The organism is Streptomyces sp. NPDC051963 (assembly GCF_044593495.1).
GTDB lineage: Bacteria > Actinomycetota > Actinomycetes > Streptomycetales > Streptomycetaceae > Streptomyces.
In genome coordinates, this window is sequence record NZ_JBIUCC010000012.1 from 166,465 (window position 1) to 190,557 (window position 24,093).

Consider the following 24,093-nt stretch of genomic DNA (forward strand, 5'->3'; position numbering starts at 1 on the left):
AAGTGGCTCATCAGTCGGCACATCGGTTGGCTCACCGGTTGACTCACCGGTTGACTCACCGGTCCAGCCACTTCACCTCGTACGCCTGCAGCGCGACCCTGTTGCCGTCGATCGTCGCGGTGATCGCCCGGTCCTGGGTGTTGACCATCAGGACGGCCTTGTCGTCGGCGAGGACACGGACGTCGGGTACGTCCTTCTGCGCGACGGACACGGTCTCGTACCGCGTGCCCGGCGGGAACTCGGTGTCGAACCGCGAGACCAGGTCGTACATGGGCAGCTTCGTGCCCCCGTCACCACTCGCCGTCGGCGTCCACAGGCACCCGGGACAGTCGGTGCCCGTCTCCTCCTCCGGGTTCCAGTAGAAGCCCGAGGTGGCGCCGCCCTTGGCCATGGCGATCATCCCGGCGGCCTGGACGGCGACGCGGCGGGGCTCGGACCAGCCGTGGCGGTCGTCGTTGCCGTCGGCGGGTTCGACGTAGTACTCGGCCCACCACAGCGGCAGTCCGGGCGCCCGCTCACGCACCCACTCGCCTACCGCGGTGAACTTGTCGGTGGCCGCGAACTCGTCGGGCAGCAGCTCGTCGTCCCTGGTGTAGCTGGAGCCGTCGACGACGACGAAGTCGGCGCCCGCCTTGTGCTTGTTCCAGTAGTCGAAGGCATCCAGGGTCCGCTGGTCCATCGCGCCCCAGGGCCCCTTGAACGTCGTCGACGCGTCGTCCTCACGCGGGTCGAGGCTGTCCATGACCAGATACGGGCCGCCGACCATGATGTCCCGGTCGACCTTCTTCAACGCCTTGTAGACGAGGTTGTACAGCTGGGTGTAGCCCTCGTAGTCCCAGCGGGCCTCGGCGTCGTTCCAGAAGCCCTTGAACTCGTTCCAGACGATGAAGTGGCGGACGTCCGGGTAGCGCTCGGCGACGGTCACGGCGAGCGCGGCGAAGTCGTCGAAGTGCTCGGGCCGCGGCGCGGTCTCCAGGGCGGCCTGGCTCCAGTCGGTGTCATCGACGCCCGCCCTGCCGCCCTTCATCCAGTCCGGGGCGCAGCACAGCGTGACCACCGGGGTGCCGCCGGACTCACGGACGAAGTCGATACGGCGGTCCATCGCCTCGAAGTCGTAACGCCCCTTGACCGGCTCGGGGTTGTCGGCGCCCCAGCCCATGACGTGCTGGATCTGCGGCAGGCCACCACCCTGGGACAGCAGCCCCTCGGCCCGGGCGACGGCGGCGGAGCTGCCCTCGTCGGCGCTGAACTGGGTGTGCGTGAAACCCCAGCCGACCTCCGGCTCGGTCCGGTCCGGCGCGGGGGCCGGCGTGCCGTGCACCTGGCCGCCGTCGCGTGAGGTGCCGTCGGTGCTCGCGCCGTTTCCCGGAAGTGTGTTGAGCAGGGTCACGAGCAGGGCCAGCGCGGCCGCAGCCACGCCGAGCAGCGCGGTGAGCCGCCAGCGCCCCGCCCCCGAATTCCACCCATGACGTCCCATCAAGGACAACAGTATCGGCGGATTCGGCCGTTCGGGAGCCTGTTCCCGCTACTGGACGGACGAAAGCAAGACCGGCATAACATGACAGATCCGACACTCCGGACCCACTGCGGAAACCGGATGCAGACGGCGTCCTCGTGACGGATCATGGGCCCATGTCTGCGAACCCACACGACGCTCTGCCGATCCGGCTCAACGTCGACGACAGCGACTCGCCGTCCGACGTCGTCGACGCGCTGTTCCTCGGCCGCTTCGCGACGGGCGAGCAGCCGTACTCGCACGCGGCCAACATCGACCGGGTACGGACCGGGGCGACACTCCTGCCGCCGAGCGCCCGTGTGCTGCGCGCCGCCCGCGACGACGACCGCAGCGCGACGCTGGCGGAGGGCGACGGCTGGACGGTGCTGATCTCCCGCTGGAACCGGGGCGCGGACGTCACCGTGACGGCGACCAGCGCCGAGCTGGCGAAGAAGGTCCTGGAGCAGGCCACGGACGGCGCGGCGGACGAACCCGAGCCGCAGCCGGAGAACGTGACGATGGGCTTCTGGTACGTCTCCCCCAGGCGCGGCCCGCACCGCACGACACGGCAGATCTCCGCGGGGACATGGGACGAGGTGCGGCCCAACTACACCGCGCCCGTCGCCGACGCGATGGACGAGCTGATGAAGACGACCCCGGAGGACATCGCGGGCCGGCTCCTCCTGCTCCACGGCCCGCCGGGCACCGGCAAGACATCGGCGCTGCGCACACTGGCCCGCTCCTGGCGGGACTGGTGCCAGGTGGACTGTGTCCTGGACCCGGAGCGGCTCTTCAGCGACGTCGGCTATCTGATGGACATCGCGATCGGCGAGGAGGACTCGACGGGCAAGGGCCGCTGGCGGCTGCTGCTCCTGGAGGACTGCGACGAACTGATCCGCGGCGAGGCGAAGCACACGGCGGGCCAGGCGCTGTCGCGGCTGCTGAACCTGACGGACGGCCTCCTGGGCCAAGGCCGCAACGTCCTGGTCGGCGTCACCACCAACGAAGATCTGGAACGCCTCCACCCCGCCGTCGTCCGCCCCGGCCGCTGTCTCGCCCGTATCGAGGTCGGGCCGCTGACCCACGCGGAGGCGGTGAGCTGGCTGGGCACGGACGAGGACATCGACCGCGAGGGCGCGACCCTGGCCGAGCTGTACGCACTGCGCCGGGGCACGTCCCCGACGTCCCTGCCGGAGCCGCGGGGGCGGGCGGACGCGGGGCTGTATCTGTAGGGGGCTGCACCTGCAGGGCCCCGCCTCAGGTGGTGCTTTGATGGATGTATGACCCTGTTCGTCGGTACGTCGGGGTGGCAGTACAAGGACTGGCGGGGCGTCCTCTACCCGGCGGAGTGCCCCCTGCGGCTCTGGCTGGAGGAGTACGCGGCACGCTTCGCGACGGTCGAGGTCAACAACGCCTTCTACCGGCTGCCGACGCGGGAGAACTTCGAGGCCTGGCGCGAGCGGGTCCCGCCGGACTTCGTGGTCGCGCTCAAGGCGAGCCGCTATCTGACCCACATCAAGCGGCTGCGGGACCCCGAGGAACCGGTGCACCGCCTCATGACCCACGCCGCCGGCCTCGGTGACCGCCTGGGCCCGGTCCTCCTCCAGCTCCCGCCCACACTCCGCGCCGACCCCGCCCTTCTGGACGCCTGCCTCGCCTGCTTCCCGCACGGCACCCGCATCGCGGTCGAACCGCGCCACGACTCCTGGTGGACCGAGTCGATCCGCCAGGTCCTCGAATCCCGGGGCGCGGCCCTGTGCTGGGCCGACATCCGGGCCCGCCCCATGACCCCGCTGTGGCGCACCACCGACTGGGGCTACGTCCGCTTCCACGAGGGCCGGGCCCAGCCGTGGCCCCGCTACGGCCGTCAGTCCCTGCGCACCTGGGCCGACCGCATCACGTCCACCTGGTCCGACGGCCACGACGTGTACGCCTACTTCAACAACGACCCGGGCGGGGCGGCGGTGGAGGACGCGGTGGCATTCGCGGGAGTGGCGGCAAGGGCGGGGCTGAGGGTGACGCGGGTGCCGATGGGGGTCCCCCCACTCGAGCGAAGCCGAGAGTGGGGGAGGGTGCCGACCTCTTGATCCCCTCCGCGCACCTTCCCTGCAACGCGCTCTATCCTCCGTACGCCGCCCGCAGGGCATCCCGCACGGCCGCCAACGCATCGGCCTCCGTGAGCCCCAGCCTGCGAGCCCGCTCGACGTAGGCCTGAGCGGCCGACGCCAGCTCCCGCTCCGCGGCCGAGCCGGCGGCAGCCACGAACGTTCCGTTCCGCCCCCGCGTCTCGATCACCCCGTCCGTCTCCAGCGCCCGATACGCCTTGGCGACGGTGTTCGCGGCCAGCCCCAGCGACTCGGCGAGCCCCCGCACCGTGGGCAGCCGATACCCGACGGGCAGCACCCCCGCCCGCGCCTGCTCGGAGATCTGCGCACGCACCTGCTCGTACGGCGGGGCACTGTCATCGATGTGGATCTTCAAGGTCACCGCCCGATTGTCCCGCACGGCCGGAAAATGAGAGGCATCCCGCCGCACGATCGCCGTAGCGTGCGCCGATATGACACTCATCGTGCGCGAACTGCGCCCCGAAGTCCGGGCCGACACCGAGGGCTTCGCCCACGTCCGCCAGCAGGCCCTCTCGTACATCCTGTACACCGCGGAGTCCATCGCCTACGACGTCACGCACGCCCATCCCGACGCCCACTACCTTCCCCTTGTCGCCGAGGAGGACGGCGAGGTGATCGGCACCGCCAACGTCGGCATGGTCCACGACAGCCCGGAGCCCGGCCAGGGCTACGTCAACCTGTACGTGCACCCGGAGCGGACGCGTCGCGGCGTCGGCTCCCTGCTGGTCCGCGCCGCCGACGAGCACCTGGCCGCGCAGGGCGCGACCAAGATCTTCGCCTGGGTCCTCGACGAGCCCGGCAACCGCGTCTTCGCCGAGCGGCACGGCTATCGGGCGAGCCGCTCGGCCCACTTCCTCCGCCTGGACCTGGTGAACGACTCCCTCCCCCCACTCCAAGACCTCCCGCCGGGCGTCGAACTGCGCACGGGCGCCGACTTCGCGGACGATCCGCGCCCGCTGTTCACCCTGGACGCGGAGACGATGTCGGACGAACCGAGCGACGTCGCCTACGAGTTCACGGACTACGAGGCCTGGCTGGAGGGAACCTGGCGGCACCCCCTGTTCAGTCCCGAGCTCACCTCGGTGGCGCTCGTCGACGGCCGCCCCGCCGCCTTCAGCGCGGCCCGCACGGACGGCGGCACCCGCTACGGCACCGTGATGACCGGCACCGCCCGCGCCTTCCGCGGCCGGGGCCTCGCCAAGCTCGCCAAGAACGACTCCCTGCACCGCGCCCGCGCCGCCGGATTCACCGAGGCGTTCACGGGCAACGACACCGGAAACGGACCGATGCTCGCGATCAACAAGTGGTTCGGGTACGAGGTCTGCGCGACGGAGGTGCGCTTTGTCCGCGAACTCGGCTGACCGGTCGGGGAACTCGGCTGACCCGTCACGCCTCGTGGACGTCGTCCTCGTCAAGGGCGGCCGTACGAAGATCCGTTACCCGGCCGAGCTCCTCCAGGACGACGGCACCCGTGTCACCGTCCGCGCCCCCTGGGCGGGCGACTCCACCCGCGACTTCGGCTTCGTACGCTTCGAGTCCGGCGATGTCTTCACCGAGTACTACTGGCGCGACCGCTGGTACGCGGTGAAGGAGGTCCGTGACGCTCGGGGCTCGCTCAAGGGCTGGTACTGCGACATCACACGACCGGCCGTGCTCGCCGACTCCGGCGCCGAGTTGGTGGTAGAGGATCTGGACCTGGACCTGTGGCGCTCCGCCGACGGCACGGACGTACGACGTCTGGACGAGGACGAGTTCGCGGCGAGCGGCCTCACGGAGTCGGACCCCGCGGCCGCCACCGCCGCCATGGGCGCCCTGGACGAGTTGGAGGCGCTGGCGCGCGAGGGCGGCTTCGAAGCGCTCCTCGGCTGAGCGTCACGACCCGACCACCACCGCATACCGCTCGTCCTCCACCGCCCTCCCCCACAGCCGCGGCTCGTCCGACAGCCGCTCCACGCGCACGTGCCCGGCGGCCGGGCCGAGCAGGTCGGTGAGCCGGTCGGCGGGGATGCCGACCGGGCTGACCGTCCCCCACACGCCCTCGATCAGCACGAGCCGCCCGCCCGGGCGCAGCAGTTCCCGCCAGTGCCGCAGGGCGCGGCCGGGGTCGGGCAGGGCCCACAGCACATGCCGGACGACCACGGCGTCGAACCGGTCCTCGCCCACCGGTGGTGCCGCCGCGTCACCGACGAGGAACACGGCGTCACGTCCGGCGAGCTTCGCTCTCGCCAGCGCGACCATGGCCGGGGACAGGTCGACGCCGGTGACGCGGTGCCCCTGCTCGGCTGCGAGGAGCGACAGACTGCCGGTGCCGCAGCCGAGGTCGAGGACGTCTCCCGGACGCGAAGGCAGCCAGGCGTGCAGCCTGTCTGCCCAGGCCAGGCGCACGTCGGGGTCGCGCAGGCCGTGGTCCGGCTCGTCGTCGAAGGAGGCGGCCGCCGCGTCCCAGTCCGCCACCGATCCGGCGCGAGCACTCTTGTCATCACTCATGTCCACAGCGTGACAGCCACCACTGACAATCGAGCTCCGGCCGAAGATCACTCGAATTCCAGTCAAAACCGTGATGACCGCCACTGACAGGAGGGCACCGATGAGGAACCCTCGCCGAAAGGGTCTACCTCCGTGAGAACGCGGAACCCGGGTAGGCACTGAAGGAGGCAGCCATGCGCCGAGTCACCGTGCAGAAGCCCCTGAAGAAGACGGACGTCCGCCGGCTCCGCGAGCAGGCCGACGAGCGCCCCGCCGAGCGCCCCGAGGTCCGAAAGGACATCGCGCGCACATGGTGGCCCGACGGCTGAGGCGGGCGGGTGAGGTCATGAGACGCGTCAGACCAGTCGCTTGCGGTAGTGGATGCGGTCGTAGGGCCCTTCCACACGGCGTTCGACGAACTCGTAGCCGTACTTCGGGTAGATCTTCTGGTTTTCCCACATCATCGCGTTCGTGTAGAGCCTGACCTCGGGTACGCCCAGCGCACGCGCGTGTGCCTCCACGAACCGCAACAGCCGTCCTCCCACGCCCTGTCCCTGGGCGTCGGGGTGGACGGCGATGTTGTCGAGGTACAGATGGTCGGCGTACTCCTCGACCGCCACCAGGCCGATGACGGGCTCCCCGGTGACGAACACCTGCCCCGCGGCGACGTTCGCCGCGTGGTCCCGCTCCATGGGCCGCGGCACTCGTCCGATGCGCTCGATGTAGTGGTGGTAGGCGGCGTCGGTCACAGCCTTCACAGCGGGCACGTCGGCGGCGACCGCCGCCCGGATCTCGTCGTCGTCCATGCCGTGACGGTACCTACCTGAGCGCAGTCTCAGCACTCCCTTAAAGCGACCATAAGGATCTCCCTCCACCGCCTCCAGCAGGCGATTTCACGGTCATCCGGGGCTAGCTTGCTGATCGCCCCCCACGGGTTTCCGGCCCATCGATCCAATGACCGTTCCGAGGAGTTCCGTCATGCCCGCACGCCGCAAGGTGGCCACCGTCGCAGTCGTCGGCATCGCCCCGCTCGCCCTGACCGCGCTGGCCGCCGCGCCGGCGTCCGCGCACGGATCGATGGGCGACCCGGTCAGCCGGGTCTCGCAGTGTTACGCGGAGGGACCCGAGAGCCCGAAGTCCGACGCGTGCAAGGCGGCGGTCGCGGCCGGCGGCACCCAGGCGCTGTACGACTGGAACGGCATACGCATCGGCAACGCGAACGGGCAGCACCAGGCGCTGATCCCGGACGGCAAGCTGTGCAGCGCGAACAACGACGCGTTCAAGGGGCTCGACCTGGCCCGCGCCGACTGGCCGACGACCAGCGTGAGCAGTGGGTCGTACACCTTCAAGTACCGTGTCACGGCCCCGCACAAGGGCACCTTCAAGGTGTACATCACCAAGGCCGGTTACGACCCGGCCGAGCCGCTGGCCTGGGACGACCTGGATCTGGACAACCCGGTGGCGACGGTCACCGACCCGGCCGCGTCGGGCGGTTACTACACGTTCTCCGGCAGCCTGCCCGAGCGCTCCGGCAAGCAGCTGCTGTACGCGGTCTGGCAGCGTTCGGACAGTCCGGAGGCCTTCTACTCCTGCTCGGACGTCGCCTTCGGCGGCAGCGACGCCACGGACACCGACGACTCCACGGCGGCTCCCGCCCCGGCCCCGTCGGCGTCCGCTCCCTCCGAGGAGCAGATCGAGGACGGTGCCGACAAGTCGACCGTCGAGCACAACGGCCACGGCGACAACGACGCGAGTACATCGGCGGAGCCGACCACCGAGGCGGTCGCCGCCAACGAGCCGAAGGCGGCCGGGGCTTCGGAGAACCTGGCCGAGACCGGCGGCGACAGCAGCACCCCGTACATCGCGGTCGGCGGCGCGGCCGCCCTCGCGCTGGGGGCCGCGGCCCTGTTCGGGTCGGTCCGGCGGCGCGCGGTGAGCGGTGGCCGGCACGGCCGCTGACACCCGGGACTCCGGGGCCCGACCGGCGGCTCAGGCCGGTCAGGCCCCGGCATCGGTCAACTGACCGACGACGCACAGGTGGTCGGGGTGGCATGGGCCGGGTCGAGGGCGTTCGCCACCTCGTGGAAGGCGATCCGGTCGAACAGTCCGATCGACACATGCTCGGCGAAGTCGACCGGGCACAGGTCCTGGAGCAGGACGTTGCGCACTCCGGATCCGCTCAGGAACTGGCTCCGGTACGGCGTGACGACCTCGTCGTGCCGGGTGGCGAGGACCGTGTAGCTGACGCCGGGGACGGTGTCGCCGCCCTCGTTGAGCTTGGCGAGGAAGGCGGAGCCGACGATCTGGTCGGCGAGCGCCGGGGTGGCGGTGGTGAGCAGGTCCTCGGCGCCGGGGAAGTACGGCAGCAGGTTGGTCAGGCCGTTGAGGTCGGTGCCGTGGCTGCTGGGCGCGATGCCGACGAGGGCGTTCACCTTGGCGGCGCCACCGAGGAACTTGACGTAGTAGCGGGGCATCATGCCGCCCTGTGAGTGACCGACTAGGTCGGTCTCGGCGGCGCCGGTCGCGGTGAGCACCTTGTCGACGAAGGACTTCAGCTCCTCGGCCGACTTGTCGACGGGCCCGAGGCCGTGGAAGAAGCGAACGCCCGGCAGTTGGCCGTAGTCGAGGGAGAAGACGCAGTATCCGCGGTCCTTCAGATACGGCGCGAGGCCCAGCCAGTTGTCGACGGAGTTCCCGAAGGTGCCGTGCACCAGGACGACGGGGCGGGGATGGGCGGCGGACGGTTTGCAGGAGTAGTCGTTCCAGCCGCGGTCCGAGGTCGCCGCGACGTCGGCGTCGGCGGCGTGGGCCGTGGTGACGGCGGGGACCAGGGCGACCGTGACGGTCAGGCACAGGGCGGACAGGGGTCTGAGCACTCGTTTCCAGGGCAGCATCGGGTGATCTCCTTGCGGCTCAAGGGAGTTGCGACGGCTCTACGCCCTGTGATCCGGATCACGAGGATGCTGTTCACTCGTCAAGTTACGAGCGGGTAGTTCACTTGTGAAGTTACGCGTCAGTAAAAACTTCCAGTGATAGTCAGTGACTGTGATAGAGCCGCTGACGAACCGTCACCAGGTGGGCCTGAGAGGACCATAGGGCGCGATCCGTACCAACCGATCACACAACGCGCGCACTTCACCCTCGCCGAGCACGTCGGCCCATGCCCGCACCGCCTCCGCGGTCGCCTCGTTCGCGGCCCGCGTACAGGCCCACCCCTGCTCGGTCAGCACGATCAGCCGTGCGCGCGCGTCGCCGGGATGCGGCCGCCGCTCGACGTACCCCTTGCGCACGAGCTCCTCGACGAGCTGGCTCGCGGCCTGTTTGGTCACCCCGAGGTGGACGGCGAGATCGGTGACGGTCGCCCCGTCCGGGGCCAGCCTGCTGAACGCGAACCCGTGCGCGGGCCGCACCTCGAACCCGCGCGCGATGACGCCGTCGTTGATGCGCTGCGTCAGGTCGGCCGCGGCGGAGAGCAGGGCGGCGGCCAGGGTGAGGGCTTCGGAGTTCTGCACGGAGGCATTGAAACACCCTTGACGAATTGGTCAAGCCGCTTGACCATGGAGCCATATAGTCAAGCAGCTTGACCATCTCGGTCGCTTGACCATCTCATTCCAGGAGGCCTCACCCATGCCCGTCATCCGCCGGTCCGACGCCGTCACCCACGAGATCCACGGCGCCCGCTTCGTCTCGTACGCCACTCCCCGCACCGGCAGCAAGGAACTGTGCGCCTGGCGCGGTGAGATCCCGCCGGGGACCAAGGCGCCCGCGCACACCGTCAACCGGGAGGAGATCCTGCACCTGCTCGACGGCGAGCTGCTGATCACACTCGACGGCCGCACCGACCGCGTCTCCGCGGGCGACACCCTGATCATCAACCCGGGCGCGACCCTCACCGTCGAGAACCCCACCGACCGGACCGCACTCACCTGGGTCACCACCTCCATCGGTCTGGAGGCGGAGCTGGCCGACGGCACACGCATCGTGCCGCCGTGGGCCAACTGATCGCTGGTCAGGGAGAGTTACGCCGCCAGCGTCCCCGGTTTCACCGCATGCGGGCCGAATTTCGCTCGCGCGCGGTCCGCCACCTCCTCGACCCGGCGGGCCTTCTCGTCCACCGGGTCGAAGGTGAGCTGGTAGGAGGCCTGTTCGGCGGGGCCGAGGGCCTCGGCGCGCAGGGTGATCGACCGTACCCGGGCACGCTGGAGGCCGAGTGCCTCGTACATGTCGTACGCGGTCCGGGTGAGGGCGGCCGAGTGGGCGGTGGGTTCCTTGAGGGTGCGGGTGCGGGTGGTCGCGGTGCGGTCGGCGTAGCGCACGGTGAGGGTCAGGGCGCCGCAGACCTTCTCCAGGGCGCGCAGCCGGGCGCCCAGTTCCCCGGCGGCCGAGAGCAGGGCACGGCGGTGCCGTTCGGAGTCCAACTCGTCGAGTTCGAAGCGTTGCTCGGTGGCGAGGATGGGGGTCCCCCCGCTCGAGCGAAGCCGAGAGTGGGGGAGGGAGACGGCGTTGGGTACGACCCGGCCGCGGTCGATGCCGCTCGCCTTCTCGCGCAGCTCGCGGCCGGTCCTCGCGCCGATCAGGCGCTGGAGCGTGGACAGGGGCGCGGCGGCGACCAGGCCGAGGGTGTCGAGGCCGTACTCGCACAGGGTGCGGGCGGTCGCGGTGCCCACACCGGGGAGCGCGGTGACGGGCAGCCCGGCGATACCGTCCGGCCCCTCGGGCAGTTCATGGGGCACCCCGGGCCGGGCGTCGCGCAGCGCCATACGGGCCAGCATCGGGCCGGGCCCGGCACCGATCACACAGTCGACCCCGTGCAGGGCCAGGGAACGGACGCGGATCACCGCCGCCAGCTCGACGGCGCTGCGCCCGAAGTACCGCTCGGCGCCCCGCAGATCGGCCAGCGCCCCGTCCGGCGGCAGCGCCTCGACGACCGGCGTGAACTCCTCGAGCAACCCGATCAGCTCCGGCAGGGCCGCCTCGTACATCGGCGGCAGCTGAAAACGTACACAGAGGATGGTCATCCCGCACTCCCCGGACTCTGGTGCCACAACTTCCGTACCTGCGAAGGCTCTTGACCCGCCGGCCGCAGATCGGCCCACGGGTGCATTTCGTATCCGGTGGGCATGTGGATTCGCCGTCCGCCCGTGGAATCGCCGTTTCCTTGTGGCACCGGCTCCGCGAGCCGGGCCGCCACCACGTCGAGGCCGCCCTCGGCGCGCAGTTCGACCAGCTCGGCGAGGTTCCAGGCGGCAGCGCCCACCACACTGAGGCTGCGCGGGCCGCGCCGCTGCACCACTCCGCGCACCAGCAGCAGCCAGGAGTGGAAGACGGTGTGCGCGCAGGCGTCGTGCGAGTCGTCGAAGAAGGCGAGGTCGACCAGGCCCGTGCCGTCGTCCAGAGTGGAGAAGATGACCCGCTTGCCGGACCGGATCGGCGGGGTCTGGGTCGCCGCCTTGGCGCCCGCGACCAGCACCGTCTCCCCGTGCCGGGCATCCCGCAGCCGCCGCGCGGACACCACGCCCAGTTCATCGAGGAACGCCCGGTGGTCGTCCATCAGATGGCGCGAGGCGTCCATGGACAGCACACCCAGCTCGGCGCTGAGCCGCTCTGCCGAGGAGAGGTCGGGCAGCCCGGCCGGGGCGGTCTTCCGGCCACCCGCCAACGGCAGTTGGCCGCCACCCGCACCACGGGCTCCCCGGTGCAGCTCGGTCAGGTGCAGTTGCAGATCACGGCGGTTGGCACCGAAGGCGTCCAAGGCGCCGACCTGGGCCAGTCTTTGAGCGAGCGGACGGCTGGGCCGCGCCCGTTCCCAGAAGTCCAGCAGCGAGGCGTACGGCTGCCCGTCCGCGATCCGCGCCGCCTCGGCCTCGCTGATGCCGTGCACGTCGGAGAGGGCCAACCGCAGCCCCCACACCCCGGATTCAGACACCAGTTCGATACGGTGTGCGATCCCCGACCCGTTCACGTCCAACGGCAGGATCGGCACCCCGCGCCGCCGCGCGTCCGCCAGCAGCAGCCGCTTCGGATACATCCCGGGGTCGTGCGTGAGCAGCCCGGCATAGAAGGCCGCCGGGTGATGCGCCTTCAGCCACGCCGACTGGTACGTCGGTACGGCGAAGGCGACGGCGTGCGCCTTGCAGAAGCCGTACGACCCGAAGGCCTCGATGATCTCCCAGGTCCGCTGAATCGTTTCCGCGTCGTAGTTCTTCTCCGCCGCGTGCTGGGCGAACCACACCTTGATCCGCCCCTGCGACTCCGGGTCGGACAGCCCGCGCCGCACCCGGTCCGCCTCGGCCCGTCCGCAGCCGGTCATGATGTCGACGATGTGGATGATCTGCTCATGGAAGACGACGACTCCGTACGTCTCCTTCAGCGGCTGCTCCAGATCCCGGTGCGGATAGCGGATCGGCGCCCGCCCGTGCCGCGCCTCGATGAACGGCCGCACCATGTCGGCGGCGACCGGGCCCGGCCGGAACAGCGAGATGTCGACGACGAGGTCGTGGAAGGTGGCCGGCTGAAGCCGCCCGACCAGGTCCCGCTGGCCCGGCGACTCGATCTGGAAGCAGCCCAGCGTCTCGGTGGAGCGGATGAGTCGATACGTCGCCGAATCGCCCGGCGGGACACCGTCCAGGTCGATCCGCTCCCCCGTCGCCCGCTCCACCTCCGCGACCGCGTGCGCCATCGCCGACTGCATCCGCACGCCGAGCACATCGAGCTTGAGCAGTCCGAGGTCCTCTACGTCCTCCTTGTCGAACTGCGACATGGGGAAGCCCTCGCCGCTGGTCGGCACGACCGGCGTACGGGCCAGGAGAGTGGCATCGGAGAGCAGGACCCCGCAGGGGTGCATGGCGACTCCGCGCGGGAGGGCGTCGAGGGCCTCGACCAGCTCCCAGAGCATGCCGTACCTCTGCTTCTCCCCTGCCAGTTCGCGCAGTTCGGGAAGTTCGTCGAGGGCCGCGCGGGCGTCCCGTGCGCGGATGTGCGGGAAGGACTTGGCGATGCGGTCGATGTCGGCCGGGTCCATGGACAGGGCGGCTCCGACGTCCCGGATCGCGTGCCGGACGCGGTAGGTCTCCGGCATCGAGACGGTCGCGACCCGTTCGGTGCCGAACCGGCCGATGATCTCGCGGTAGACCTCCAGTCGGCGCGCGGACTCCACGTCGATGTCGATGTCGGGCAGCACCAGACGGCGCCTGGACAGGAAGCGCTCCATCAGCAGCCCGTGCTCGACGGGGTCGGCGTGGGCGATGCCGAGGAGGTGGTTGACGAGGGAACCGGCGCCGGAGCCGCGCGCGGCGACCCGGATGCCCATCTTCTTCACGTCGTCGACGACTTGAGCGACCGTCAGGAAGTAGGAGGCGAACCCGTGGAAGGCGATGATGTCCAGCTCCTCATGCATCCGCTCCCAGTAGGCGCGCCGGTGGTCGTAGCCGTGCAGCACCATGCCCGCCGCCGCCCGGGAGGCCAGCGCGCGTTGCGCGGTGCGACGGCCGGCGCCGACGAGGTGCGGTTCGGGGAAGTGGACGGTGCCGATGCCGAGGTCGTCCTCGGGATCGACCAGACACTCGGCGGCGGTGGCCTGCGTCTGCTCCAGCAGACGGTGTGCGGTGTCGCGCCGGAAGCCCGCCGCCTCGACGATCCGCTCGGCGACGTCCAGCATGGCGCCCGCGTCCTTGAGCCAGGCCTCCCCCGAGTCCAGTTCCTTGGCGGGGTCGACGGGGACGAGCCGGCGGGCGGCGTCCAGGACGTCGGCGACCGGGCCGAGGCCGGGGTCGGCATAGCGGACGGCGTTGCTGAGCACGGGCCGGATGCGCTGCTCGGCGGCGAAGCCGACGGTACGGGCGGCCAGCCGCAGGGAGCCCGGGCCGGTGCCCTTGCGGCCGTGCCAGACGGCTTCGAGGCGCAGGGCGTCGCCGTAGATTTCCCGCCAGGGGACGAGGAGCCCCGCCGCCCGGTCGGAGCGCCCCGCGGCGAGTGCGCGGCCGACGTCGGAGTCGGGGCCGAGCAGGACGGTCAGGCCGTCGGCGACGGGAGCCCTCTCGCTTGAGTGTGTTCGGGAGTGGGAGAGGGCGGACCGGGGCAGCAGCGGGGTGTCCTCGGCGGTGTGGGCTGCGGTGACGAGACCGCACAGGCCGGCCCAGCCGCGGGCGCCGTCCCGGGCGAGGAAGGTGACGCGCGGTGTCGACTCGTCGATGAAGGCACCGCCACGGACCGGGGTACGGCGCTTTTGTCGACGTACGGACTCCTGCTCCTCCACTGCGAGGTTCACCCCGAACAGCGGGCGGACGCCCGCCTTGGCGCAGGCCTTGGCGAAGCGGACCGTGCCGGCGAGGGTGTCGCGGTCGGTGAGGGCGAGGGCGTCCATCTGCCGTTCGGAGGCACGCTCGGCCAGCCGCTCCGGGTGGGAAGCCCCGTACCGCAGGGAGTATCCGGAGACGGTGTGCAGATGCGTGAAACCCGGCACACGCACCTCCCGCACTGATGAGCCGCGAGCGACTCTCGAACATCTGTTCCCAGCTACCTCACCCCCACCATAGACCAATTCTCGAATGCGTGTGCGACATCGGATCCGCATCCGATCCGCATCCGATCCGCATCCGTCCCGTATCCGTTTCTCATCCGTTCGGACGCTTCCCACCTGCGGAAACGCCGTCCGGACCGGACCGTGGGGACATGACACAGAGCGCCGACGCCGAGGCTCCTCGCCCGTCCTTCCTCGCCGAGGCGAAGGGCGCCGTCACCCCGCGGGCCACGTTGCTGGTGATCGGCGCGATCGCGCTTCAGCTGCTCTTCATCGCCTCCTACGTGGGCGCGCTGCACGACCCCGAGCCCAAGGACGTGCCCTTCGGAGTCGTCGCGCCCCAGGTCGCGGCCGAGCAGGCGGTGACCCGGCTGGAGCGGCTGCCCGGCTCTCCCCTGGACCCGCGCGCGGTGGCCGACGCGGCGACGGCGCGCAAGCAGGTCCTGAACCGGGACATCGACGGCGCGCTGATCATCGACCCGGCGGGCACGACGGACACGCTCCTGGTCGCGACCGGCGGCGGCACCGTCCTCGCCACCACCCTGGAGACGATCGTCGCCACCCTGGAGAAGGCCGAGCAGCGCACGGTCAGGGTCATCGACGTGGCACCGGCCTCCGCCGAGGACTTCGACGGGCTGTCGTCCTTCTATCTGGTCGTCGGCTGGTGCGTCGGCGGCTATCTGTGCGCCTCGATCCTCGCGATCAGCTCCGGCGCCCGGCCCGCCGATCCGCGCCGCGCGGTGATCCGGCTGCTCGTCATGGCACTGGCGTCGATCGTCGGCGGACTCGGCGGAGCGGTGATCGTCGGACCGATCCTGGGCGCCCTGCCCGGGAGTGTGGCCGCCCTGTGGGGACTTGGAGCGCTGATCACGTTCGCCGTCGGGGCCGCCACGCTCGCGCTCCAGGGCATCTTCGGGATCGTCGGCATCGGTCTGGCGATCCTGCTCGTGGTCATCGCGGGCAACCCGAGCGCGGGCGGCGCCTTCCCGCTGCCGATGCTGCCACCGTTCTGGAAGGCGATCGGGCCGGCGCTGCCGCCGGGCGCGGGGACCTGGGCGGCGCGCTCCATCGCGTACTTCAAGGGCAACAACATGACGGCGTCACTGCTGGTGCTGTCGGCGTGGGCGCTCGCGGGAACGGTGATCACGATGGCGGCGGCGACGTTCCGGCCGCACGCGAAAGTCCCGCCCCTCGCGTGAGGGGCGGGACTTCACGGTGGTGCGAAAACCGTCAGCCGATCTCGGTGCCCGTGGCGGAGAGCGCCTCGGTGACGGGCTGGAAGAAGGTCTCGCCGCCGGAGGTGCAGTCGCCGCTGCCGCCGGAGGTGAGGCCGATCGCCTGGTCGCCGGAGAACAGCGAGCCGCCGCTGTCACCGGGCTCGGCGCAGACGTCGGTCTGGATCAGACCGTTGACGATGTCGCCGTTGCCGTAGTTCACGGTGGCGTCCAGGCCGGTGACCGTGCCGTCGTGCACCTGGGTCGTCGAGCCGCTGCGGGTGACCTCCATGCCGACGGTCGCCTCGGAGGCGCCCGCGATGGCCTGCGAGGAGCCGTTGTAGAGGTTGACCTCGCTCGGGTGGTCGACTTCGGCGGTGTACTTGACCAGGCCGTAGTCGTTGTCCGGGAAGCTGGAGGCCTCGTTCTCGCCGATGACGGTGCCGCTCGAGTCGGACCAGCTCGAGATGGACTCGGTGCAGTGACCGGCGGTCAGGAAGTACGGCTCGCCGCCCTTGACCACGTTGAAGCCGAGCGAGCAGCGCCCGCCGCCACCGCTGATGGCGTCGCCGCCCGCGATGAAGGGCTTGAACTCACCCTTGGTGCGCTTGAGCTCCACCGTGGTGCCGAGCCCGTCGACGACCTCGGTCAGCTTGGCCATCTCGGCCTTGGAGACCGTACGGTCGGCGGTGACGACGACCTTGTTGGTGGCCGGGTCGGTCGCCCAGGAGGTACCGGGGATGGTCGCGTCCTGCTTCAGGGTGGTACGGGCGCTCTTGAGTTCGGCGAGGGAGTTGGCCACGACTCTGGCCTTGGCGCCCGCCTCCTCGACGGTCTGGGCGGCGGCCTCGTCGAGCACGTTGACGACGAGGTTCTTCGCCTGCGCGTCGTAGTAGGTGCCGGCCGCGTCGGTGCCGAGCTCACTGCCCAGCGTCGAGGCGAGCTTTCCGGCCGCCGTGATCGACAGCGTGTGGGGCGCGGAGCTCTCCGTGCTCTCGCTGGCGTTCGCAGTCTGCAAGGTGACACCCGCAGCAACGAGTGCGGCGATGCCCGCACCTGCCACGGCCGCCCGCCGCTTGGGTATGCGTCGGTGCTTCAACTTACGTCCTCCTGTGGGGGGTCGGTCCGAGAGGCTGTGGGGGCCTCGCGGACCGGAAGGCGTGCGGAAACGGACACGGCGTACAAGAAAAAGAGCCGCGTCCGTACCGGTTGAACGGCGCCTACTATTCCTAGCCTTATGGGGAGCACACAAGGTCTAGTTCAGGACGCGCGTACGACAACCGACGTACGCCCCCTCACCTTGACCGTGCACAGTCACGCCCGGCGTGTTCGCGCAGCAAACACTACGAGCGAGTAAATGATGTGCGGACGGTGAGGTCTAGTCCTGTCTTGAATTCGACCCTTCGGGGTCCGAATTCAAGCGGGGTCCGGCGGGCGGCAGTTGTTCCTGCACCGGCTGAGGGGCCACCGCCGGGGCCGACGGCATCTGTCCCGGCGCCTTCTCCAGGAAGCGCAGCAGCTCCACCGGGATGGGCAGCACGAGCGTCGAGTTCTTCTCGGCGGCGACCGCCATCACGGTCTGGAGCAACCGCAGTTGCAGGGCGGAGGGCGTGTCCTCCATCTGCTGGGCGGCCTCGGCGAGCTTCTTGGACGCCTGGAGCTCGGCGTCGGCGTTGATGACCCGGGCCCGCCGCTCACGGTCCGCCTCCGCCTGCCGGGCCATGGAGCGCTTCATGGTCTCGGGCAGCGACACGTCCTTGATCTCGACGCGGTCGATCTGCACACCCCAGCCCATCGCCGGGCTGTCGATCATCAACTCCAGCCCCTGATTGAGCTTTTCGCGGTTGGACAGCAGATCGTCGAGATCGCTCTTGCCGATGATGGAGCGCAGCGAGGTCTGCGCCATCTGCGAGACCGCGAAGCGGTAGTCCTCGACCTGCACGATGGCGTCCGAGGCGTCGACGACCTTGAAGTAGACGACGGCGTCCACCCGCACCGTGACGTTGTCCCGGGTGATGCCCTCCTGCGCGGGGACGGGCATCGTCACGATCTGGAGGTTGACCTTGCGGAGCTTGTCCACGAACGGAACGATCATCGTGAACCCGGGTCCGCGCACATCGGACTTCAGCCTGCCGAGCCGGAAGACCACACCGCGTTCGTACTGTTTGACGACCCGCGCCGCCGCCATCACGTACACCGCTCCGACAGACGCGAGCGAGACGCCCGCCGCCACCAGCTCCTCGACCATCACGGCCCCCAGGGTCCGAATCGGGCGCACAAGGTGTGTACTTCGAAGGTAACTCGGGGGTGTTCGCGTTGGGGAGAAGGAGGACACAGGTGGTCGACGGCGTTCGCACGCGGGACGGTCGATGGCTGGCGGTGGCGGAACAGGGAGACCCCGAGGGCACACCGGTGGTGCTGCTGCACGGCACCCCGGGCTGCCGCCACGGCACGGTGCCGGAGGACGTCGTGACCGCGCGCCCCGGCGTGCGGTTCATCTCCTACGACCGTCCCGGCTACGGCAGTTCGGACCGCCGGCCGGGACGCCGGGTGGCCGATGCCGCCCGGGACGTGGCCGAGCTGGCCGACGCCCTCGGGCTCGACCGGTTCACCGTCCTCGGCCGCTCGGGCGGAGCGCCGCACGCGCTGGCCTGCGCCGCGCTGCTGCCGGGGCGGGTGCGGCGGACGGCGGCGCTGGTGAGTCCCGCGCCACCGGACGCCCCGGGGCTCAGCTGGTTCGAGGGCATGGCCCGCTCAAACGTCGAGGAGTACACCCGGGCGCTCACCGACCCGCTGGACTTCGCCGAGCGGCTGGCCGCCCGCGCCGCCGCCATCCGCAGTGATCCGGCCCAGCTGCTGGTGTCCATCCGCGACGGGCTCACCGACTCCGACCGGCGGATCATCTCCGACCCGGCCGTCAGCGACATGCTGCTGCGCAACTACCGCGAGTCGCTGAGCACCTCGGCGTACGGCTGGCTCGACGACGACCTCGCCCTGCTCAGCAGCTGGGGCTTCGACCCGGCGGTCATCACCCGGCCGGTGCTGCTGTGGCACGGCGCCGAGGACACCTTCTCCCCGGTGGGCCACTTCAAGTGGCTCGCGGACCGCATCCCCCGGGCCCGCCCCGTCCTGGAGCCGGACGCCGGGCACTTCGGGTCGATTCGGGCGCTGCCCGCCGTACTGGACTGGCTGTGCGCCGCACCGGAGTCCAGGGCCTCATGACCCGGGCCGCTCGATCCGGGCGCCCCGCATCAGGTCCATGATCCGCTCATGACTGTCGCCGACCGCGTCGGTGACGCGCAGCCGCATGTGCAACCGGTCGATCCCGTCGACGAACCGCCGGCTGTACGCCCCCGCGGCCATCGCCCCACCACCCAGTGGGAACCCGGCGCCGGTCAGCCGGAGGTAGTAGTCCTTGCCCTGTCTGAGCCCGCGGTCGGCGAGCGCCTCGACCACACCGGCGTGATCGGCCCAGGCGCCGGGCTGCCCTCCCCGCGGTACGAAGCAGTAGTCGACCCGCTCCACCACCACGTGCTGCGAGCCGCCGTTGACGATGCTCACCTTCCAGGCCGGTTCGTCCGGAGCGAGGTCGCCGACCGTCCAGGACGAGCTCCAGCCGAGCGCCGGCCGCACGGTCCGCGCGTACTGCGCCCGCCCGAACACGGCGGCGAGGGCCACCGCGAGCAGGCTGCCCAGCGGGTTCATGTCCATCAGCCGCAACCGCCAGGGCCACTGCCTGGCCAGGTCGCCGGTCACGTTCGACCGCACGACCTCCCAGATCAGCACCGCGGTCAGCAGGCTCAGCAGCACGAGCGGTGCCACGAACAGCAACGGGCTGCGCCGTACCCGCCGTTGCCGGTCGTCGAATTCCAACTGCCGTTCCCCTTCTACATGTTCTTGCCGCACGATAACGAGCCCCCGCACGCGGATGCGTGCGGGGGCTCACCTGCTGCCGGCTACAGGTCGGCCGTGCGAGGTGCTGGTGCTGCGGGCCGGCTTAGAAGACGCTCATGCCGTAGGCCTGGAGGGCCTCGACGACCGGCTGGAAGAAGGTCGTACCGCCGGAGGAGCAGTTGCCGCTGCCGCCGGAGGTCAGACCGTACGCGGTGCCGTTGCTGCCGTAGAGCGAGCCGCCGGAGTCGCCGGGCTCGGCACAGACGTTGGTCTGGATCATGCCGTAGACGATGTCGCCGCCGCCGTAGTTGACGGTCGCGTTGAGACCGGTGACGGTGCCGGTGTGGATACCGGTGGTGGAGCCGTCACGGATGACGCTGGTGCCCACGGTCGGGTTGGCCGCCCGGACGATGTCCGTGTTACCGGCGGTGCCCGACTTGGCGACCGAGGTGTTCGTGTACCGAACGAGGCCGTAGTCGTTCGTCGGGAAGCTGGAGCCCGCGGTGCTGCCGAGCGTCGTGGTGTGGCCCGAGTTGGACCACCAGGTGCCCGCACCGTCGGTGCAGTGACCGGCGGTCACGAAGTAGTCGGCGCCCGCGCTGTTGCGGACGTTGAAGCCGAGCGAGCAGCGCCAGCTACTCGCATAGATGGCGTCGCCGCCTGCGATGAGCTTGTTGAACTTACCCGGGGTGTGCTTGATCGTGAGCGCGGAGGCGTTGGCGCCGGCCTGCCGCTTGATCTTGGCTATCTCGGCCTGGGAGACCGTGCTGTCGACGGTGACGACGACCCGGTTGGTCTTCGCGTCGACGACCCAGGCGGTGCCCGCGATGTCAGCCTTGAGCACCGAACTGCCGGCGCTCTTGAGCTGGGTGGCGCTGAACGTGGTGGGGTCGGCGGCGTTCGCGTTGGGGATCGCGATCGCGGCCGCGGCAACGAGTCCGGTACTGACGGCGATCAGCCGAGTCCGTCTCTGAATGCCGCTGCGGGGGGTGGTGCGCTTGATCCTCACTTGTCGTTCCTCCACATGGGAAGTCGGGGGCCCGCGTGGGGTCGGGGCCCGTGAGGCGCAGCCAGTGGGCCGAATGCCCGGATTCCGGACAAGCCGTGCCCCTGACAAGCGCTGAGGGGGAGTATTCGGCCGAACGACCGGTAGCCGCAAGGGCGCCTTTCGGCCGTCAACATTTGAACGAACTGTGCGAGTTGCTCCCTCGCCCCCGCTCAGAGCGGGTTGCGCTCCCCCGCCGCGACGGCGACGCCCAGTGTGTTCCCCGGTGGCGGGAAGGGGCAGATGAAGTGGTCGGCGAAGGCACAGGGCGGCAGCAGCGCACGGTTGAAGTCGACCGTCGTACGGCCCTCCGCGTCGGGCGCGGCCGGGCGCAGGAAGCGGAATCGGTAACTGCTGTGCCCGCCCGTAGCATCGCCGAAAACCGCCCACAGCGAGCCGTCCGCCTCGACGCTCACCTGAAGCGTCAGCTCCTGCCCGCCGAGGGTGAACGCCAGCTCGCCGCCGAGTCCGAGCCCCCGCTGCCGTCCGTCGGCGTTGTCCACGAGCACCCTGCGCCCCGAGTCGTACGACGTGAAGCGCCCCGGCACCGACCAGCGCGGATCGTACGCCGTGGCCTCGATGCCCCGGAACGCCCGCCGCGCCTCGGCGGCGGGGTCGAAGTCCCGCACGCCCCACGCCCCTTCGCGCACCAGCACAACCAGTCGGCGCTCCCCGTGCGCCACCCGGGCCGCGCTCGCCGGCCCCGGGTCGGCGGCCAGCCTCACCTCACCGGCGAACGGCTGCCCGTCCACCATCAGACCGTCGGCTGCGGCGGCCGTCAGGACGACTCCGTCGCCCTCTGCCGCCCAGGTCCCCGGGATGTCCGGAAGCCGCCCGTCCGGATAGTCGTCCAGCCAGTGGGTGCCGGTCAGCGCAAGCGGTCCGTGGGGTGCGGACACCGAGGCGACCCGGTGCTCGTGCCAGTGCTTCCAGTCCTCGGACGCGTCGGCGCTCACGTGATCAACCCTTCCGTACCGGATCGGACAGCCCGAGATGTGAGCGTAGGGTCGCGCCCTCGTATTCCGTACGGAACGCGCCGCGCTCCTGGAGCAGCGGCACCACCCGGTCCACGAACTCGTCCAGCCCGCCCGGGGTCAGATGCGGTACGAGGATGAATCCGTCGGCGGCGCCCTGCTCGACGAACGTCTCCAGCTCGGCGGCGACCGCCTCCGGGGTGCCGATGAAGGACTGCCGGGCACTCGCCTCGATCACGGTCTCCCGGATGGACAGCCCCTTCTCCCGGGACAGCGCCCGCCACTTCTCGGCGATCGCGACGGTGTCGCCGCGCCCGGTGCGCCCCCGGGTGAGCTGGGGGTCCGGTACCGGGTCGAGGCCGGGGAGCGGGCCGTCCGGGTCGTATGAGGAGAGGTCGACGCCCCAGATCTGCTCCAGGGTGAGGATCGCGTTCTGCGGGGAGACCTGCTGCCGTCGTATCGCGGTGGCCTTCTCCTGTGCGTCGGCCGCGGTGTCGCCGACGACGACGGTGACACCGGGCATGATCTTGAGGTCGTCGGGGGTGCGGCCGTATCCCGCGAGGCGTTGCTTGACGTCGGCGTAGAACGCGCGGCCGGCGTCGAGGGTGCCGTGCCGGGTGAAGATCACGTCGGCGGTGCGGGCGGCGAACTCCCGCCCCTCGTCGGAGTCCCCGGCCTGGATGACGACGGGGTGTCCCTGCGGGGACGGCTCCAGGGTGGACTCGCCCGCGATGTCGAAGTGCCGCCCGCGGAAGGAGAACGGCCCGGAGCCCCACAACTGCCGTGCCGCATCGACGAATTCGGCCGCCCGCGTGTACCGCTCCGCGCGGTCGAGGAAGCCGCCGCGCCGGAAGTTCTCCCCGGTGAAGGCATCGGAGGACGTCACCACGTTCCAGGCGGCCCGACCGCCGCTGAGGTGATCCAGCGTGGCCAGCCTGCGGGCGAGTTCGTACGGTTCGTTGAAGGTCGCGTTGACCGTGGCGGCCAGTCCCAGCCGCTCGGTGACGGCCGCGAGCGCGTTGAGCACGGTGATCGACTCGGGCCGGCCGACCACGTCCAGATCGTGGATCCGGCCCTTGTGCTCGCGCAGCCGCAGCCCCTCGGCGAGGAAGAAGAAGTCGAACAGGCCGCGTTCGGCGGTGCGGGCGAGGTGCTCGAAGGAGGAGAAGTCGATCTGGGATCCGGAGCGGGGATCGGTCCAGACGGTGGTGTTGTTGACGCCCGGGAAGTGGGCGGCCAGGTGCATACGGCGGCGTACGGTCATGACGCTCCCCCGGTCACGGCGTACTGGTTGGCGGGCCTGGCCAGGCCCAGGTGCTCCCGGAGCGTGCTGCCGGGGTAGAAGGTGCGGAACAGGCCGCGGTGTTGCAGCAGGGCGACCGTGCCGTTGACGAGCCGCTCCAAATCGCGGTGCGGGTCGGTGGGCGTGAGGTGGAAGCCGTCGACGGCGCCCTCCTTGTGCCAGGCTGCGATCAGCTCCGCGAGGTCCACGGGCCCGCCGCGGTAGAACGGCCCCTGCGCGGTCTGCCGCGGACCGCCCCCGCCGCGACCTGGCTCGGCCGTGCGCTCTCCGCCGCCGAGTTCGACGACGAGGCTCGCGAGGACCCGCAGCCCGCCGGGATCCCGCCCGAACTCGATCGCGGACGCCCGCAGCTGATCCCGTACAGCGGCCGCGTGCGCAGCGCTCACGGCCCGCACCAGAGCCACATCGGCATACCGGGCGGCGGCCTCCCGGGCGTGTTCCTCGGTGGCGTCGACGACCCGCACGGGGTGGCCCTGCGGCGGGCGCGGCACGATCGAGGGACCCTTCACCGAGAAGGAGGCGCCCGCGAAGTCGACGTAGTGCAGCTTGTCCCGGTCGACGAAACGGCCGGTCGACACGTCCCGTATCTCGGCGTCGTCCTCCCAGCTGTCCCACAACTTCGCCGCCACGTCGGCGACTTCACCCGCTTCCCGCCACAGTGCATCGGCGGGGGCGGCATGGCGGCGGCCGAACAGACGGGCCTCGCCCTCGCTCGGCGACACCTCGATCCGCCAGCCGGCCCGGCCCCGGCTCACCCAGTCGAGCGTGGCGACGGCCGCCTGCACATGGAAGGGCTCGGTGTGGGTGGTGGTGACGGTGGGCACCAGCCCGATCCGACCGGTGACGGGCGCCACCCGGGAGAGGACGCCGAGCGCGTCTGGTCCGGGGCGGTCGAACCCGTCGTCGAGCGTGACGAAGTCGAGGCCCCCACGCTCCGCGAGCCGCGCCGACTCGACGTAGACGTCCGGGTCGTGGCTGTCGGGCTGATCGATGGCAACGGCCAGGTGCAGCAGCCCCCGGCCGGGTGATGAGGTCATACGGCAGAGCCCTTCTGAATG

24 protein-coding genes are annotated in these 24,093 nt (G+C 70.8%); 9 read left to right on the forward strand and 15 right to left on the reverse strand.

The features are described from left to right. Nucleotides 1-55 precede the first annotated feature (55 nt). Nucleotides 56-1,477, reverse strand: coding sequence for a xylan 1,4-beta-xylosidase (locus ACIHFB_RS40930; RefSeq protein WP_365284900.1), 1,422 nt, complete (start codon nucleotides 1,475-1,477; stop codon nucleotides 56-58). A 155-nt stretch (nucleotides 1,478-1,632) separates the two neighbouring features. Here ACIHFB_RS40930 and ACIHFB_RS40935 point away from each other — a divergent pair, with 155 nt between their 5' ends. Continuing rightward, complete coding sequence (locus tag ACIHFB_RS40935; RefSeq protein ID WP_365284898.1) at nucleotides 1,633-2,727, forward strand: DUF5925 domain-containing protein; 1,095 nt, start codon at nucleotides 1,633-1,635, stop codon at nucleotides 2,725-2,727. A gap of 48 nt (nucleotides 2,728-2,775) precedes the next feature. Then, nucleotides 2,776-3,582, forward strand: coding sequence for a DUF72 domain-containing protein (locus tag ACIHFB_RS40940; protein WP_365284896.1), 807 nt, complete (start codon nucleotides 2,776-2,778; stop codon nucleotides 3,580-3,582). Between the two features lie 31 nt (nucleotides 3,583-3,613). Here the strand turns inward: ACIHFB_RS40940 and ACIHFB_RS40945 are convergent, their stop codons facing one another. Next, nucleotides 3,614-3,982 carry a GntR family transcriptional regulator gene (locus tag ACIHFB_RS40945; protein WP_365284894.1) on the reverse strand — a complete coding sequence of 123 codons (369 nt, stop codon included), beginning with the start codon at nucleotides 3,980-3,982 and terminating at the stop codon, nucleotides 3,614-3,616. A gap of 70 nt (nucleotides 3,983-4,052) precedes the next feature. Between ACIHFB_RS40945 and ACIHFB_RS40950 the strand changes: the two genes are divergently transcribed. Together ACIHFB_RS40950 and ACIHFB_RS40955 are read left to right on the forward strand one after the other, a co-directional pair. Further along, the gene (locus tag ACIHFB_RS40950) at nucleotides 4,053-4,982 is read left to right on the forward strand and encodes a GNAT family N-acetyltransferase (protein WP_365284892.1); all 930 of its coding nucleotides are present in this window, start codon (nucleotides 4,053-4,055) and stop codon (nucleotides 4,980-4,982) included. Continuing rightward, the gene (locus ACIHFB_RS40955) at nucleotides 4,963-5,490 is read left to right on the forward strand and encodes a DUF402 domain-containing protein (protein ID WP_365284890.1); all 528 of its coding nucleotides are present in this window, start codon (nucleotides 4,963-4,965) and stop codon (nucleotides 5,488-5,490) included. The genes ACIHFB_RS40950 and ACIHFB_RS40955 overlap by 20 nt, the downstream gene beginning before the upstream one ends. Nucleotides 5,491-5,493: 3 nt before the next feature. Here the strand turns inward: ACIHFB_RS40955 and ACIHFB_RS40960 are convergent, their stop codons facing one another. Then, nucleotides 5,494-6,108 (reverse strand): class I SAM-dependent methyltransferase, encoded by a 615-nt coding sequence (locus ACIHFB_RS40960; RefSeq protein ID WP_365284888.1) that lies wholly within the window; start codon nucleotides 6,106-6,108, stop codon nucleotides 5,494-5,496. Nucleotides 6,109-6,281: 173 nt separating this feature from the next. Between ACIHFB_RS40960 and ACIHFB_RS40965 the strand changes: the two genes are divergently transcribed. Next, complete coding sequence (locus ACIHFB_RS40965) at nucleotides 6,282-6,416, forward strand: hypothetical protein (RefSeq protein WP_155055489.1); 135 nt, start codon at nucleotides 6,282-6,284, stop codon at nucleotides 6,414-6,416. A 27-nt stretch (nucleotides 6,417-6,443) separates the two neighbouring features. Here ACIHFB_RS40965 and ACIHFB_RS40970 read toward each other — a convergent pair whose 3' ends face one another. Beyond that, nucleotides 6,444-6,893, reverse strand: coding sequence for a GNAT family N-acetyltransferase (locus tag ACIHFB_RS40970; RefSeq protein ID WP_400129543.1), 450 nt, complete (start codon nucleotides 6,891-6,893; stop codon nucleotides 6,444-6,446). Between the two features lie 172 nt (nucleotides 6,894-7,065). Here ACIHFB_RS40970 and ACIHFB_RS40975 point away from each other — a divergent pair, with 172 nt between their 5' ends. After that, complete coding sequence (locus ACIHFB_RS40975; protein WP_365284884.1) at nucleotides 7,066-8,046, forward strand: lytic polysaccharide monooxygenase; 981 nt, start codon at nucleotides 7,066-7,068, stop codon at nucleotides 8,044-8,046. 56 nt (nucleotides 8,047-8,102) lie between these two features. Here ACIHFB_RS40975 and ACIHFB_RS40980 read toward each other — a convergent pair whose 3' ends face one another. Continuing rightward, nucleotides 8,103-8,981 carry an alpha/beta fold hydrolase gene (locus tag ACIHFB_RS40980; RefSeq protein ID WP_365284882.1) on the reverse strand — a complete coding sequence of 293 codons (879 nt, stop codon included), beginning with the start codon at nucleotides 8,979-8,981 and terminating at the stop codon, nucleotides 8,103-8,105. A 174-nt stretch (nucleotides 8,982-9,155) separates the two neighbouring features. Further along, entirely contained in the window at nucleotides 9,156-9,599 is a 444-nt protein-coding gene (locus tag ACIHFB_RS40985) for a MarR family winged helix-turn-helix transcriptional regulator (protein ID WP_365284880.1), read from the reverse strand. A 115-nt stretch (nucleotides 9,600-9,714) separates the two neighbouring features. Here ACIHFB_RS40985 and ACIHFB_RS40990 point away from each other — a divergent pair, with 115 nt between their 5' ends. After that, the gene (locus tag ACIHFB_RS40990) at nucleotides 9,715-10,089 is read left to right on the forward strand and encodes a cupin domain-containing protein (protein WP_365284878.1); all 375 of its coding nucleotides are present in this window, start codon (nucleotides 9,715-9,717) and stop codon (nucleotides 10,087-10,089) included. Between the two features lie 17 nt (nucleotides 10,090-10,106). Here ACIHFB_RS40990 and ACIHFB_RS40995 read toward each other — a convergent pair whose 3' ends face one another. After that, nucleotides 10,107-11,105 carry a DNA polymerase thumb domain-containing protein gene (locus ACIHFB_RS40995; protein WP_365284876.1) on the reverse strand — a complete coding sequence of 333 codons (999 nt, stop codon included), beginning with the start codon at nucleotides 11,103-11,105 and terminating at the stop codon, nucleotides 10,107-10,109. Continuing rightward, nucleotides 11,102-14,548, reverse strand: a complete 3,447-nt coding sequence (locus tag ACIHFB_RS41000) for a DNA polymerase III subunit alpha (RefSeq protein WP_400129544.1) — start codon at nucleotides 14,546-14,548, stop codon at nucleotides 11,102-11,104. The genes ACIHFB_RS40995 and ACIHFB_RS41000 overlap by 4 nt, the downstream gene beginning before the upstream one ends. Before the next feature lie 209 nt (nucleotides 14,549-14,757). On the opposite strand from ACIHFB_RS41000, the gene ACIHFB_RS41005 reads away from it, so the two are divergent. Beyond that, nucleotides 14,758-15,804, forward strand: a complete 1,047-nt coding sequence (locus ACIHFB_RS41005; RefSeq protein WP_400129545.1) for a DUF3533 domain-containing protein — start codon at nucleotides 14,758-14,760, stop codon at nucleotides 15,802-15,804. 31 nt (nucleotides 15,805-15,835) lie between these two features. On the opposite strand, the gene ACIHFB_RS41010 is transcribed toward ACIHFB_RS41005, so the two are convergent. Continuing rightward, nucleotides 15,836-16,918 (reverse strand): S1 family peptidase, encoded by a 1,083-nt coding sequence (locus ACIHFB_RS41010; RefSeq protein ID WP_365284870.1) that lies wholly within the window; start codon nucleotides 16,916-16,918, stop codon nucleotides 15,836-15,838. 279 nt (nucleotides 16,919-17,197) lie between these two features. Continuing rightward, the gene (locus ACIHFB_RS41015; RefSeq protein WP_365285163.1) at nucleotides 17,198-18,067 is read right to left on the reverse strand and encodes a slipin family protein; all 870 of its coding nucleotides are present in this window, start codon (nucleotides 18,065-18,067) and stop codon (nucleotides 17,198-17,200) included. A gap of 89 nt (nucleotides 18,068-18,156) precedes the next feature. Between ACIHFB_RS41015 and ACIHFB_RS41020 the strand changes: the two genes are divergently transcribed. Continuing rightward, complete coding sequence (locus ACIHFB_RS41020; protein WP_365284868.1) at nucleotides 18,157-19,041, forward strand: alpha/beta hydrolase; 885 nt, start codon at nucleotides 18,157-18,159, stop codon at nucleotides 19,039-19,041. Here ACIHFB_RS41020 and ACIHFB_RS41025 read toward each other — a convergent pair. The 5 genes from ACIHFB_RS41025 to ACIHFB_RS41045 all read right to left on the reverse strand — a co-directional run bounded on the left by ACIHFB_RS41025 (nucleotide 19,036) and on the right by ACIHFB_RS41045 (nucleotide 24,072). Then, a complete protein-coding gene (locus tag ACIHFB_RS41025; RefSeq protein ID WP_365284866.1) occupies nucleotides 19,036-19,692 on the reverse strand; it encodes a hypothetical protein in 657 nt (218 codons plus the stop codon). The two genes, ACIHFB_RS41020 and ACIHFB_RS41025, sit on opposite strands and share 6 nt — an antisense overlap. A gap of 124 nt (nucleotides 19,693-19,816) precedes the next feature. Further along, a complete protein-coding gene (locus tag ACIHFB_RS41030; RefSeq protein ID WP_365284864.1) occupies nucleotides 19,817-20,722 on the reverse strand; it encodes a S1 family peptidase in 906 nt (301 codons plus the stop codon). 209 nt (nucleotides 20,723-20,931) lie between these two features. Further along, complete coding sequence (locus ACIHFB_RS41035) at nucleotides 20,932-21,714, reverse strand: DUF1684 domain-containing protein (protein WP_365284862.1); 783 nt, start codon at nucleotides 21,712-21,714, stop codon at nucleotides 20,932-20,934. A 4-nt stretch (nucleotides 21,715-21,718) separates the two neighbouring features. Next, complete coding sequence (locus ACIHFB_RS41040) at nucleotides 21,719-22,996, reverse strand: LLM class flavin-dependent oxidoreductase (RefSeq protein WP_365284860.1); 1,278 nt, start codon at nucleotides 22,994-22,996, stop codon at nucleotides 21,719-21,721. Continuing rightward, on the reverse strand, nucleotides 22,993-24,072 hold the full coding sequence (locus tag ACIHFB_RS41045; protein WP_365284858.1) for an LLM class flavin-dependent oxidoreductase: 1,080 nt from the start codon (nucleotides 24,070-24,072) through the stop codon (nucleotides 22,993-22,995). The genes ACIHFB_RS41040 and ACIHFB_RS41045 overlap by 4 nt, the downstream gene beginning before the upstream one ends. Nucleotides 24,073-24,093 lie beyond the last annotated feature (21 nt).